Here is a 14,623-nt window from a genome sequence, read left to right as displayed (position 1 = left end):
CCAGAAATTCCAAGCCACTCTATAAACTATAATTTGCCCCTTGTTGGCCGAGAACAACAACGTTATTGCTATGCAATGGCTACTGAGGAGATGGAATATAATGTGTATTTGAAAAACCATATATATATATATGAGAAAACTATTCTTTGCGATCTTAACTCTCGGACTTTACGGAGTGCAAACAGTAAATGCCCAATGGAACAATCAAACCACCTACATTTATTACAATGGAAATGTTCGGATAGGCACAAACGTCAATTCTCGTGGAAGATTTGATGTTTCGGGTCCAGGCGACATTTATCTCGCGGAAAGTACCACACTTGGTACTGGTCAGTCCCTATATTTGCCTGGCCATATTTTTATGGCACCTTATAACGGAGGAGACATGACCTTCCTTCAGGCCAGGCGGTCTGATACCTCGGGCTCCACGTCTTTGCGAATCCGAACAACAAACAGTGGTGTTATTACGGAGGCCATTCAGGTTGATCCAAATGGAAATGTAGGGATCGGATTCATGACCCCTTATGAAAAGCTATGCGTCTATGGCAATGCTTTCGTGACGGGTAATGTTAACATATCACAGCAGTCTGCTTTTGGTATGAGTACAGCCACCGACAAATTCACCTACGATGGCAAATCCGTTGGAAATTACTCATTGGGCTGGTATCCGGACTCTTGGCTGTCAGGAGCCGCCTCCGGTTACTTATCGGCTCATGCAGGACTGAAAATTTTTACAAATGGTGCAGCTCGCATGGTGGTAACCTACAACGGTAACGTTGGAATAGGCACTACAAATCCCAATCCTTATGCTAAACTCACCGTGGCCGGCGATATTAACGCCAGAGAGGTAAGAGTCACCGTAGATGCGGGCGCTGATTTTGTTTTTGACAATGACTATTCACTTAAAGATCTAAAGGACGTGGATCAATATATCAAGGAACACAAACACTTGCCTGGAATCGCTTCTGCGGAAGAAATGAAAAGCGAAGGTGTCGAGCTTGGTAAAATGGACGTGAAGCTACTACAGAAGATCGAAGAGCTTACCCTTTATCTGATAGATTTGAAAAAGGAAATTGAAAATCTGAAGGTTGAGAACAAAACACTCAAAGTTGAAGTGGAAACCCTGAAATCTGACAATTGAATGTTGGTTTGTATTTAAGTGAATTTCTCTGCGTTCACTTGCCACAGAGATTCAGACTGAAAGAAATACGTTATAAGAAGTACAACTCTTGGCTAAGAATATTAATTTAAATAGAATGAAAAACCTCAAATCTACATTCATCACCACTCTAATCGGCATGGTCTTTACAGCGCATTTTTCGTTAGCCCAAACGTGGGTAGGCGGAAATTTGTCTATTAACGTGGCAGATCGAGGAATTCAATTTTACGGCAGTGGCGAAAAAATAATAGGTACAGCCGGATATGGAATTCAATTTCAAACTTCAGGCTCGACGCCTCAAATGACACTTTTGAATAGCGGATATCTGGGAATAGGTACAACGACACCGACGCAAAAATTAACGTTAGGTGGAGGCGGAAAATTTCGAATTGAAGATCCTGGTAACGCTTATTCTAATTTGATTTATTCCTTTGCCACGATCTCAAATTATCGCAGCGGGTTGGTTTTAGAGTCGAATGCCGCTATTAATTTTGGATTAAATGGCCCGAATGCTGTAGGTTCACCGTTCCGCTGGCTGTCTTCAGACAATTCCACAATCGACTATAGTACTAACAATGGTGAATTGATGCGACTCCAAAAGGATGGGAAATTGGGCCTTGGCACCGTTGCACCCTCTTCAAATTTTCATATTTACGTGCCGTCAACCTCTACTCCGATAAGCGGTTTGTCTGTGGATGTTCAAAGCTTTGTGAATGGCACTAACGCCAATAATAGCCATTTTTTTAGAGTTCGCGACGTGGGGGGAAACACCACGGCATTTATAGTCAAAGGCACGGGATATGTTGGCATTGCCACAGCAAATCCCGATGCATACCTAACCGTTAATGGCGACGTGCATGCTAAGTCTGTTCGAGTAGATCTGAATGTAGCGGGTCCGGATTATGTTTTTGAAAGCGACTATAAACTCCCTTCTCTTTTTGAACTCAATGCGTTCATTCAACAAAACAAACATTTGCCTGAAGTGCCCTCCGCCAAGGAAATGGAGAAAAACGGATTGGATCTGGGAGACATGAATTTAATCTTGCTGAAGAAAGTCGAGGAATTAACCCTTTACACAATTCAGCAGCAGAAAGATATACTGGCCCAGATGGAGATGATAAAAAACCAACAGCGGGAGCTTGAGCTTTTAAAAGCAAAAATCAAATAACATATTGGTTGAACTGTCTAACAATGTTGCACTTAGAAATTTTTCCCTAGAAAATTTATGCGTTTCATATTACTTTGTTGTACAATTTTTTTGGCCACCACTTTGCATGTATCTGGTCAAATTGGTGAGTATCTGAATAGTGAATATTATAAGAATTTTATTCCCCAAAAAAGCAAGTCGGCAACGCTTGGAACGTTTGGCAATGTTCCGATCAATTATTTTACGGGGCTTCCAGAGGTATCTATCCCCCTCCTGACGCTGAAAGGAAGGGAACTGGAGGTGCCTATAAGTCTCAGCTATGACGCCTCCGGCGTAAGGACAGATGAAATTTCAGGACCCGTTGGGATTAAATGGAGCCTGAATGCAGGAGGGTATATATATCGGGAAATGAATGGTTTACCAGATGAAGATGTGGACAATGGCTATTGGAAATATAGCAATGAAACTAACTACTTCAATGTCGACGATCAGGGAAAAATGGCATGGTCTGATTACAGTCAAAAGAACGAGCGGGATGGGCAACCCGATGAGTTTAGCATCAATATACTTGGACGAACGATCAAATTTGTGTTCAATAAATCCAAGCAAGCGGTGCCAATTCCCCGTGAGAAAGTTTCTATTGCATATGAACTTGTTAACAATAAGATTGACAAATTCACAGTAATAACAGAAGACGGTATTAAATATGTTTTCGGAGGTTCTACATCCATAGCCGTAGAGGAGACTATGATGGAGACTCTTTCGATCGGATTCAGATATAACATGACTCAGGTTGCGGGATCGGATTTGAATAACGGCATAAGTTCTGTTAATGAAAGCAACCCGATTACACATGAAAAGGTCATCGGAAAGTACAACTCCAAATGGCATTTGGTGTCTATCACGACTCCATCCGGAGAAACAATGACATTTACTTATGCCGCGGCCGATGGAGACGTGGTTTATGCAACAAGGCCAAGTGCTATTCGCGTTTTTCCTTTGGGTGCGACGTTGAATAGGTACGTGTATAACAACGCTGAAAAAAGCCTTCCGGTAGTTTTGAAATTTCCAGCATCCGTCCCAGGCTCGGCGCCTGCGGTCCCTCCTATGGTCCTTATTACTGAACCTACAACGTGGTTTGATCCGGTCAAATACAAATGGACCCCAGGAAGTGTAAATCTATATCACACAATTATCACTGAAAATAGCCGTCGTCTTGTGGATATTAAATCGTCCACAAACCGCAGTATTGTTTTTGCAAAGGGCTCTCCAAGGGAAGATCTTCCCAATGGTGTGAGATATGATTTGATTACACTTTACAACGGTGTTATGGGCGAAAAGTCTGTAAAACTAAACTATACGACGCAACTGGCCGATGAGGCCAACGATTACTTTTGGGTGAGTGAAGCGAGGTTGATGAAGGAGTTGGGAATTTTTACTCAACCCGGTACGGCGTACTACGCTAATTTTGTGAAGGCATTTAGTGCTTCACAAGTATCAAATCCCCTTTTACGCAAGTATGTATATGAGGGGCTACGTGACTACAATTATAAGCGTTTGTTCTTGCAGTCTATCGAAGAGGTGCCTACAGGTGCCACCCTTAAGCCAATTAAGCTGTATGAATTTCAATACGAAAGTACGCCATTAAAACGGCGTACCACGATGCTGCACGATGGCTCCGGATTTGCACGGAGTAACAGCGGCGGGATTTTTGACTATGTTTTGCAAACCGGTAAGGCTGCAAAAGTTTCCCAGGGAATAACTATTGACTTGTCTTCCAATAGAGTGCCGTTGAGTGGAATTTTAACAAGGATGAAGTATCCAACAGGAGGTTCGACAAAATTTGTCTACTATCCAATAGTTGATGCAGTAACACCAATTCCAAAGCTGCAGTTTGTACAGGACCTTGATGAAAACGATTTGGTGACATCGCAAAAGGAAATAGAATATTTGCACACCGTTACCGTGGGGGGAGGGATATTCACTTCATACGAGGATTTTCTGGAATCGCACGATGGCGAAAACTCGTGGATGAAGTACCAGGTCATATCCACGACAGCCCAAAATGAATCATTCGTTCGGCCCCATGGCGTTGTGCAGATAAATGATCAGGTTAAAGTTTACCATGGTGTCAAGGCTGGCGATGTCAATACAGGCTTTGAAATATTTAAGTTTAAGAATAGCGCAAATACAAATTCGTCAATCTACTCAATTCCGGCAGAGAACAATGGTGTCGCGATGACGAATATTTTTCCGTTCCCCAAGAGCCTGGAGAGAGACTACTTCAGGGGGCAAATTGAATTGCATCAGGTCTTTAAGAAAGGAGGCGTTGTACCCATTCAGGAAACGGCCTATGTCTATGACATCAATATTCTTGGCTACAAACCGGAAATAGTTTGGGGTTTCAAAGGAGGATCCTTTACCTGGAAAACATCTGAAAGCGTGTCGTTCTGGCGAGGACTGGAGGTTAACGCGGAACAACGCTACCGGTTTGCCAGGAATTCATATTCGTCAGATTGGATAGTGCTGACGCAGAAGAAGGAAACGGTATATGATCAAAGTGACTTGGCAAAAAGTGCGGTTACGCTTACAGATTTTAGCTATGATAAAGATTTCATGCAAGTCGTCCAAACTTCAACCACGCGAGAAAGTGATCTGTCAACCAAAATTATAGCGAAGACAAAATTCACTACACATGATGATTATATCTACCCTAAGACATGTGTTTCGACATACGTGAATTGCAAAACGGGTTGTGCTGGGTTGACCGATTCCGGAGATATTGCAGCATGTTTGAGAAACTGCGAGAACCAACTCAATGGCTGCATGAACGAGAATGCGGCACAAGATGAGGTCAACGCCTTGGTGCACCTTCGAAAAGCAAATCAATTGTCTACTGCGGTTGAGACTTCAACTTTTATTGAAACTGCAGGAGTTTCCAAACTTCAGTCCGCCGTTTGTTATAAATTCATTAACTGTGTAAATGGCTCGATAAAATATGTACGCCCTAAAGAAGTTTGGGGTATGAAGGGATCGGCGGCACTGGAGGCCGATGCATACAAGGAGTCTTCTGTGCCTGGATCGAATTTGTTTGTGATAGATTCACGCATGAGACGTCTTCATGCCTACTCTGGCTATGACGTTTCGACGGGAAATGTTTTACAGCAAACATCTCTCGATGGAACTGTTTCCGCCTATGTGTGGGACCCCACCAGCAAGTCTTTGATAACAGACTTCACAGCGAACCCAGGTGCATCGTCGCACACCACCACCTATACGTATGGAAGTGGTGGACTGAGCGCGGTAACCGATCCAAACGGAATAGCAACATCATTTTTTTATGATGGATTTCAAAGACTGCGGTATACCAAGGACAATGAGAACAATATTTTAGGTCGCTTTAGATATCATTATTACAACGAAAATGATGATTTGAATGCTGACCTTTCTATTCAGGGAAGCCCTTATGTGGAGAAAACACTGACTTTCGCAAGTGCCTTTGATTATCCGGGGGATTTTACGGTTTCCTATAAATGGGATTTTGGAGACGGCATTCAGACAACCACAACCACCAGCAGTACTACCCACAGTTTCACGGCGGCGGGTACCTACAGCGTGACCTTGACCGTTTCCTCTACGGAAAGAAACCCAATCTCAATTTCAAAACAGATAACGATCCATCCAAAAATGACGGTTAGCATGTGTGCGGATGGTCCAACGCAGGTAAATAAATGCTCACAAACAGTGCTTCGCTTTGGGACATGTGCATCATCGGTCAACAATTCCTATAGTAGTCCAACGATCCTTAAGGCCACTGGCACGGGTGGTTGCATTACTGGAGCGGGAACAGTTAGCTATAGATGGGAATTTCAGCGAGTATGTGGTGGCACAGTAACGATTCCGTGGAGTGCATATAATACGACAACGGTGCCGAGTTCTTATGCCCCGGAGGAATTTGGTAGCCGTACAACGGGAAGTTGTGGTACGGTCTACTTCAATGTTAGGGTCATATTAATTGATAAGTGTGGTGGAGAATCTGAGCCGTCATCAGTCACACAATTAACCGTGGTAGCATCTAGTTCGGGTTGTTGATAAAAGTTACAAGAAAATGAGAAAGATATTTTTACTGACACTCTTTTGCGGCGGGTTTTCATTACATGGAATTCACGCGCAAAACTTCATCTACATCAATAGCAACAATAGTATTCAAACGGGAACACCGTCTAGTTCCTTTCAATTTTCGAAGCAGGTAATACTTGCTCCTGGTTTTTCTGTCAACGGTACGAACGGAGTCTGGTATGCCCGACCTGCGGCTATAGATCTCAGTAATGTTCCCCCAAGTCAAGATAAAAATTATGTGAGGACGGAGACTGTTTTTGTAAAAGGAATCACTACAGAGACTGCAGTCGCGGCTTTGCCAATTGGGTCGAAGTCACTTACCTACAATTATGTGGATGGTCTGGGAAGGAGCTCTCAGGACGTGAATGTGAAAGCAAGCCCAGGAAAGTCTGACTTAGTTCAATTTCACATATACGGCAACTTTGGCCGGGAACCAATAAACTATTTGAGCTATGTTTCTTCTGCTAATAATGGGTTGTTTAGAACGAATGCGATAAATGAACAGGCTAAATTCTATAGTGGAACAGCAGGAGTTGCTGTAGATAGTGAACCCTTTTCAAAAAATGAATTTGAGGATTCTCCGCTCAATCGGGTAACAAAGTCTTACGGAGCGGGATGGTCGTGGCATACCGACGCGGAAAGTAAACCAACCACCAATACACTAAAACTCAACAACGCCAACGAGGTACAGAAGATAACCCTAACAGGATCGCTTCCAACCATACAAGCGAACAACTTTTATCCAGTCAATACCTTGCAAGTGCAGGAGACAACGGACGAAAGTGGGCAGATAAAGCGGGTGTATACCAACTTTAAAGGCCAGGTTATTCTTGAGCGACTGGGTGATCCAACCGAATGGCACGACACCTATCACGTCTATGACGATTATGGGAATGCCGTCTTTGTTTTTCCACCGGACGCGTCCTTCAGGTTTGCAGAATATACGGCAGCTGCTACGGTTGCCGACAAACAAGCGTTTCTCAACCTAAGAACCTTTCAGTATACCTATGATGCTTATGGTCGTGTAATATCCAAGCGAATTCCTGGAGCGGAATCCGTTAAAATGATCTATGACAATTGGGACCGCCTGGTGCTGACACAGGATGGTAACCAGCGAGGTGCCACCGAAAGCGCCACCAGTCAATGGACCTTTACCAAATACGACGTTCACAACAGAACCATTCTTACGGGCTACATCACGGGCGTGCAGACTACATTGGAAGCGGCCGTCGCAAATGCCACCGTTCACCATGAGGACCGATCGAGCGCCAATGCCATCGGCTACACCAACGTCGCTTTTCCTTCGCATTCGGATGCAAATTTGCGCACCATTTCATACTATGACGACTATGCTTTTAAGGGCTATGCCGGTTGGGATGCGCAAGGGTTGAGCTATACCTACGTAACTGTTTCCGGGTTCACACCAACGGCGGATGTTTTCACTACGACCGTGAAGGGCTATGCGACCGGGGCAAAGGTCAAGAATCTGGATGACTCCCGCTGGTTGAATAGTGTCACCTATTATGACAAGCAATACAGAACCGTTCAGACCATCTCCGAAAATCATTTGGGCGGGCAGGATGTGGCGAGCACACTCCTTGATTTTGTTGGCAATCCCTTAAAATCCCAAAGCACCCACACTTCGCCCGGAAATTCGCTAACCGTTGTTGAAGAATACACATACGACGACGCAAAACGTCTTTTGACCCGGTCGCATCAAATTGACGCAGGCCCTAAGGTGTTAATGGTGTCCAATCGCTACAATGAGTTAGGACAACTGATTGAGAAAAACATACACTCCACAGACAATGGCGTAACCTTCCTTCAATCCGTCGACACCCGCTATAACATCAGAGGGTGGATCACCAGCATCAACAACAGCACGCTCACCAACGACGGCGTGAAGAACGACGACACGAACGATGTGTTTGGCATGGAGTTTCTATACGACCAATCGGTTTCGGTGAATGGGTTTGACGCGCATAAGAAATTTGACGGCAACATTGCGGCCATCAAATGGAAGACCGATACCAAAACCGGCACACCGGTGGAGAACATCTACGGCTATTCATACGATATTTTTAAACGTTTCAAGCAAGCCACCTACGGTACGAATGAGGCCGCCAATTGGAGCGGAAAGACCGGTGCTTACAATGAAGCGGTGTCATCGTACGATCGCAATGGAAACATTGGCGGCACTTCTACACCTGCGTTGTCACGCTACCGGTGGCTTGCAGGAGCCAAGACAAACATCGACAATCTGGCCTATCGCTATTCGGGCAATCAGCTGCTAAATGTGTCGGATGCCGTTGCCGGTAAGCAAGGTTTTGCAGACGCTCCAGGCATTCCCTACACATTGGATGAGGTTCAGTATGACCGGAACGGAAATTTGATAAGCGACCTGAACAAAACGATAGGTTCGATTACCTACAATCACCTAAACCTCCCCACGGCAATAGAATTTACACCACAAAATTCCAGCACACGGAGAATCAAATATACATATGATGCCTTGGGGGTAAAACTGGGTAAGACGTTTGAGGTAGGAACGACCCAGGTTGGAAAGACTGACTATGTGGAAGGGATTCAGCTCGACAACGGTAAGATTGCCTTTATAAGCACTGCAGAAGGCAGGGCCGTGTACAATGGGACCGGCTATGACTATGAATATCTTCTGAAAGATCATCAAAACAACGTACGCGTTGTGTATGGATCAGTGAAAGAAACAGTAAACTACCTTGCCACGGTTGAGGGTAGTGTAATTGCAAATGAAAGAAATGTCCAGGGATTCAATTTTCCGAACCCTCCAAATGATTTAGGGACTTTCAATTATACAAAGCCTAGCGATCAGGTTCCTGCGCCTGTTAGTGCGGCTGTGGCCAATGGATTTTTGAACACGGGTCTTGGGGCCATCGGTATGTCCAAAAGTTTGCGTGTGCTGTCGGGCGATGCGGTTTACATGGAGGTTTATGCACGATATTCCCCGGGCAAAAACTTTAGCCACATGGTAACAGCAGCTGTGTTGGCTTCGGCTGTGACCACATCATTTAACATAAAGAGTAGCGAACTACCAGTTCTTTTTCAGAACATGACAGCCGTTGCGCCGGGTGCTGCTGCTGCGATGCCGTCAAATACTACTCTAATTCCAAGAAGCTACCTCGTTTATCTTTTCTTTGACGACAACTATGTCTTTCAGACTTCTTCAGCTGTGCCGGTTTCTGATGCTGCTGCCAGTGGTTTTCAGAAACTGAGCCGATCGTTCACGGCCAATAAAAATGGCTATCTCTATATGTATGTCGCCAACGAGAGCGATGGCAACATCAACGTAGATGTGTTCTTCGACGACTTCCGCATTCTGCACCAGAAGAACAATGCGACCCTCCAGGTGCTACAGGCATCGGATTATTATCCGTATGGTCTATCGTTCAATGAATATCAAGCCGATCGTTTGAAAACCGTTGGCACAAATCCAACGGTGTATGGCAGGACTCTCAGAAACCGGTACTTGTTTCAAAACCAGGAACTGCAGAGCGACTCTGATTTGGATTTTGATTTGGGATTGTATCAGTATAAATACAGGATGCATGATCCGTCGATTGGACGGTTTGGTGGAGTGGATCCGTTGGCGGAGAAGTATTTGTACAATGGTACATATGTGTTTAGTGAGAATAGATTAGTCAATGGTGTAGAGTTGGAGGGCCTGGAATTCAGCAATACGTTGTTGGGTGTTAATAACCCAGCGATGTACCAGTACGGTCGGGACTTTGCCTTGAGTACCTACAGAAGTACTGTCGATCTTGGGCTGGGAGCAGCAAATTATGCTTCGACGTTTGCGAGTGGGTTATGGAAATTATACGGACAATCGCTATTTGGCCCGGCTAAAGTATGGAACACGAATGCTGGTGTTACAGACTGGGGAAGCCCGCAGAATTATAGAGCGGTGGCGGGAGGAGCCAAAGCAATAGGCGAGACTGTGGTAGGAGCTGCGGCAGCTGAAACCGGGGGTATTGTCATCAGGCTTGGTGCACCTGTAGTTCCTTATTTTAGAGCTATATTTGGGTCGTCTGAAGCGGCCGCATTAGCCGCTAAACCGAATCCATTTATCGGTGCTCGGCCAGTAGCAAGTGGGGCTGTTCCGCTTGCTGGAGGAGCAGCTGCAGAGTCGGGAGCCGCTCAGGGGGGTAGGGAGTTATTTAACTTTACTAAAACGGCTACTGCTCATATGGATGAAGCAGGTCGTATGATACCCGTTCAAACGTTAGACAATGTTATTAAAGCCCCACTGGCTGTTGTAAAAGACCCACGGAGTGCGACAAATGCAATGATGCACTATTCTCAAATGTGGAAGAATGGAAAGCTGTATAATGTTGAAGTTTTGTACGACCAAGCAACTAATACAATAATGCACTTTAAGTATAGTAACGATGCTATGGGACCTTTGCTTAAAATACCTAAATAAGTTTTAGTGATGTTTCCTAAAGACGATAAAAGGAGGCTGTATCAATTAATTGATATGTTCTTAGCAAAGCAAATAACAGCTTCTGTATTTTGCGACGAATTTTATTGCTCGTATGATTTGGAAATCGACTATGATACATTGTCTCCTTTGGAATACTCTGCCTTTTCAGAGTTAGAAAAAGTTTCAAGTCGTTTTTCTCAGTTTAATGAAGATCTCGGAAAATATCCTGGTGTTTATTACAATAATGAAGAGCTAAAGCAAAAGATATTCGAAACGAAAGAGAAATTAAAAGATGAACGCCTGCTTTGAATGAAGTTCAGTAATTGGCTCTAGTCATTCAATTGCAGAAGAACGAAGGGCTTTCGCAAATTCAATCAAAAAAATAAAAATGCTGGAAAAAATCAGATCAATTTTTGAACTAGAAGTATTCACAGTTTTTTTTGTTTTTTTGTTGACAACATCTGCCTATAGTCAGGATTTCACGATCTCGCTGTCTCCAAGGCATCAAAAAAAACTCAACGCGACAAGAAATGGCCATAGCCGACTTGTTAGATACTACAAGTATTATAGGCGCGACAGTTCTCGGTTTGTGCATGACCAAGAAAGAAGTTACAAAAGAAGGCTCGACAGTACCTTTAAAGCAGAGTCAAAACAACGACACTTGCAAAAAAAACTTGCAAGAAAGGGGATGATTCGGCCACAGGTTTCAGGGTCTGATAGTTTGAGCACCGAATTGAATAGATGGTATAGTTTCTTGAGAGACTCATCAACGACAGACAGTATACGGCAAAGAGCAAACATCAAAGTTAGAGAGCTAGCTGTCCAAAAGGCAAAACAATATCCCGGATTTCAAAATCTCCTCGAAAAATATCAAATCAGCAAGGACACCGCCGATTGGAAGGAACTTGCCAAACACGCGCCAGGCTTCGACACGTTGTCCTCCGTTTTCAATTCAAGCCCCGAGCAGGTTTTCAAACTAGCAGAAAAGCAATCTGAAAAATATGCAAACGCTCTCGGCTCTAAAGCTTTAGGAGGAGGCATAAGTGAGGCCAGAGCGTTGGAGGGAATGACTGATCAGTATAAGCAACAATACGAGCAGTATACAAATCCCGAACAACTTAAGGAGAAAGGCAAAGCTGAGGCAGCAAGACAGGCCGTAGATCATTTCGCAAACCACACCAAGGAGTTGCAAGGTGCGCAACAAAAGGTGAGCAAGATTCTGGCGAAGTACAAGGAATTTTCGGATTCAAACGATTTGAGCACGGCCGTGAAGCGCACGTCAATGCAGGGGAAATCATTTAAAGAGCACCTATTGATCGGCGGAAATTTCAATGTGGTGAGTACACAACCGTTTTCACTGGATTTCTCGCCACAAGTGGGGTATAAATTCACTACGAATTTTTCGGTGGGCGTCGGCATGAACTACCGGTTCACGTATAGCGATAGCATCAAAAGTTCCTCCTACGTTTCTCCTTCAAACACCAGCTACAAAGCCTTCATCCACTACGATTTTTTCAAGTCATTCTTTCTCTATGGCGAGTTTGAGCGAAGTGGCATAAAAGCCAGTGGCAACGACAAATCGCGTAAGACCTGGCAAAACAACTGCTTCGTTGGTCTTGGCAGGAAGTTTCTTGTGCATCCCAAGCTGTACTTAACATTGACGGCATTGTACAACCTGAACAACAGCAATAACAATCCAGTGCATCCAAGGAGATTTCAGGTTCGAGTTGGTTTTCAGCTTAGCGAGCTGGCTATACGGAAAAAGAAGATCTTTTATGACCCGAATAGGTAGCTGCGTTGATGGGAGGAACAAATGGACACGATTGTGCGGCAATATGTGATTTGAGTGACTGCCGAGAAAAGTTGGCGGGGTGCTTTTTTGCAAGAAACATTACAACGGCTTCGCGATGTCGGAAAGAATATCTTTCTTGGCATCATAACCTTTATCTATGAAACCGTTACTCACGTTTTTGTTGTGCGTTAGCATGACCATGGCGCATGCCTTTACAATTCCCGTCGACAGTGCCCAAATGTTTGTGGACAGCCTGGAGGCAACGTTCAACTATCAGCATGGCGAAATCAAATTTGAAAATGAAATCGGAACGCTGAACGTCCCCGCCGGATTTCGATACCTCGACGCCAAACAAACCGAATATGTCATTCACGACCTGTGGGGCAACCCCGGAGGCTCGGGCACGCTGGGCATGATCTTGCCCGACGAAATTCCGATCACCGATGGCCGGTCGTGGGCCTTCATCATCAGCTACGAAGAAATGGGCCACGTGAAAGACGACGATGCCGACGACATCGACTATGACGAAATGTTGGGCCAGCTGCAAGAGGAAACCGTAGAAGAAAACAAGGAGCGTGAAAAGGAAGGCTACGAACCCATCACCATTGTGGGCTGGGCAGCCAAGCCCTACTATGACGCCGACAAAAAAGTGCTTCACTGGGCCAAAGAAATAAAATTCGGCACCGCCGAAGCCAACACCCTTAACTACAACGTGCGCATCCTCGGCCGCAAAGGCGTGCTTGTGCTCAACGCCGTTGCCTCGATGGACGAGCTTCCCGACGTAGAGAAAAACATCAGCCCCGTACTGTCGTCGTTCAGCTATTCCGACGGCAACAAATATTCCGACTTCAATCCCGATCTCGACGAAGTGGCCGCGTGGACCATTGGTGGTCTGGTGGCCGGTAAAGTGTTGGCCAAGGTTGGCATTCTTGCGCTGTTGTTGAAGAACATCAAGTTGATTGGTCTTGCCATTGTGGGAGCTTTTGCCGCCGCGCGCAAATGGCTGAAACGCAAAGTCGAGCCCCCTACCGTGCGCGATATTGGAGGAACGGATGCGCCGCCGCCGGTGGTGTAGTTCAAGTTCTAAAATAATCATAGCACCATCGTCCATTGGTATAAAAAAATCCTGATGGACGATGGTGTTACCTATTGGGATAAAAAATATCCGATACTGAAGATTGTTAATGGTGTTTTGGCTTGGTGTGCTACTTGAGAAATAGAATTTTTTCAATTCCAAGACTTGAATACAAAGAAGATCATGTTGAAATTCTTGATTAATTTCTAACGCAAGGGGTAGATACTGCCTCAAATAAGAAATCTTTCTCCCCAACCCCTGTATATAAATTAATATGAAAAATGTCAGCTGGTTTAAAGAGGAAGTGGAACCTTATCTTCAAAGTTTCGAAGTGAATTACAGATTTTTCGAAGACGGGGATTTTGGTGATCTTAATCAGGTTTCATTTGACTCGAATGAAAAAGGTGGCGAAGTTGATTTTTGGAGTTCTGGTTGGCTATCTGTCTTTTTATATGACTATTTAACAAGTACGATAATACTGCATGTTATGCTAAAACCAGATGAGGAAGAAGAAAAAGAGAAGGTCCTTATGCAGTTGAAAGAATTACTGAAACAGAAGTGACAAGCGCGCAAGTATTTTTTTCTGGTTGGAGTCTGTATTGCCATAACCGTGTCAGTAAACAGTCTTGCGTAGGCCCAGAACAAATTAGTGAGTGCTAGAAAAAAAGTAGCGAAATATCATAAGTACTATAAGAGGGATAGTGTCCGGCACGTCAGAAAATTGCGATACACCCCAAATTGAAATGACGTGTAATAGCTAGTACTTGATCTGACAGTTGAGCTAGGGATTCCTTCCTACTAGACAAAGGTAGCCCCCGCTCCAAATAAGTCAAGGGCTTCGCGAGTGGCCGCGCAGAATCCTTCGCACGCCC

At 44.5% G+C, this 14,623-nt stretch carries 8 protein-coding genes; all 8 read left to right on the top strand.

Translation table 11 applies throughout. The features are described 5' to 3' along the window. Nucleotides 1-130: 130 nt before the first annotated feature. Nucleotides 131-1,141 (top strand): hypothetical protein, encoded by a 1,011-nt coding sequence (locus tag JI741_RS17810; protein WP_202012102.1) that lies wholly within the window; start codon nucleotides 131-133, stop codon nucleotides 1,139-1,141. A 115-nt stretch (nucleotides 1,142-1,256) separates the two neighbouring features. Then, a complete protein-coding gene (locus tag JI741_RS17805; RefSeq protein ID WP_202012100.1) occupies nucleotides 1,257-2,327 on the top strand; it encodes a hypothetical protein in 1,071 nt (356 codons plus the stop codon). A gap of 57 nt (nucleotides 2,328-2,384) precedes the next feature. Further along, the gene (locus JI741_RS17800) at nucleotides 2,385-6,398 is read left to right on the top strand and encodes a PKD domain-containing protein (protein WP_202012097.1); all 4,014 of its coding nucleotides are present in this window, start codon (nucleotides 2,385-2,387) and stop codon (nucleotides 6,396-6,398) included. A 16-nt stretch (nucleotides 6,399-6,414) separates the two neighbouring features. Next, nucleotides 6,415-10,884: a DUF6443 domain-containing protein gene (locus tag JI741_RS17795; RefSeq protein ID WP_202012095.1), complete on the top strand. Its 4,470-nt coding sequence runs from the start codon at nucleotides 6,415-6,417 to the stop codon at nucleotides 10,882-10,884. A 9-nt stretch (nucleotides 10,885-10,893) separates the two neighbouring features. Further along, complete coding sequence (locus JI741_RS17790) at nucleotides 10,894-11,193, top strand: hypothetical protein (RefSeq protein WP_202012093.1); 300 nt, start codon at nucleotides 10,894-10,896, stop codon at nucleotides 11,191-11,193. Nucleotides 11,194-11,272: 79 nt separating this feature from the next. Next, entirely contained in the window at nucleotides 11,273-12,676 is a 1,404-nt protein-coding gene (locus JI741_RS17785; RefSeq protein WP_202012091.1) for a putative outer membrane beta-barrel protein, read from the top strand. A 157-nt stretch (nucleotides 12,677-12,833) separates the two neighbouring features. Then, nucleotides 12,834-13,751, top strand: a complete 918-nt coding sequence (locus JI741_RS17780) for a DUF2167 domain-containing protein (RefSeq protein WP_202012089.1) — start codon at nucleotides 12,834-12,836, stop codon at nucleotides 13,749-13,751. 274 nt (nucleotides 13,752-14,025) lie between these two features. Next, nucleotides 14,026-14,313, top strand: a complete 288-nt coding sequence (locus JI741_RS17775; protein ID WP_202012087.1) for a hypothetical protein — start codon at nucleotides 14,026-14,028, stop codon at nucleotides 14,311-14,313. The last annotated feature ends 310 nt before the right edge of the window (nucleotides 14,314-14,623 follow it).

The sequence above is a fragment of the Chryseolinea lacunae genome (genome assembly GCF_016735595.1).
Lineage (GTDB): Bacteria > Bacteroidota > Bacteroidia > Cytophagales > Cyclobacteriaceae > Chryseolinea > Chryseolinea lacunae.
This window is presented reverse-complemented; position numbering and strand designations above follow the sequence as displayed.

Coding starts and splice junctions, on each gene's coding strand:
- JI741_RS17810 (WP_202012102.1), top strand. CDS start 131: ATGAGAAAACTATTCTTTGCGATCTTAACTCTCGGACTTTACGGAGTG.
- JI741_RS17805 (WP_202012100.1), top strand. CDS start 1,257: ATGAAAAACCTCAAATCTACATTCATCACCACTCTAATCGGCATGGTC.
- JI741_RS17800 (WP_202012097.1), top strand. CDS start 2,385: ATGCGTTTCATATTACTTTGTTGTACAATTTTTTTGGCCACCACTTTG.
- JI741_RS17795 (WP_202012095.1), top strand. CDS start 6,415: ATGAGAAAGATATTTTTACTGACACTCTTTTGCGGCGGGTTTTCATTA.
- JI741_RS17790 (WP_202012093.1), top strand. CDS start 10,894: ATGTTTCCTAAAGACGATAAAAGGAGGCTGTATCAATTAATTGATATG.
- JI741_RS17785 (WP_202012091.1), top strand. CDS start 11,273: ATGCTGGAAAAAATCAGATCAATTTTTGAACTAGAAGTATTCACAGTT.
- JI741_RS17780 (WP_202012089.1), top strand. CDS start 12,834: ATGAAACCGTTACTCACGTTTTTGTTGTGCGTTAGCATGACCATGGCG.
- JI741_RS17775 (WP_202012087.1), top strand. CDS start 14,026: ATGAAAAATGTCAGCTGGTTTAAAGAGGAAGTGGAACCTTATCTTCAA.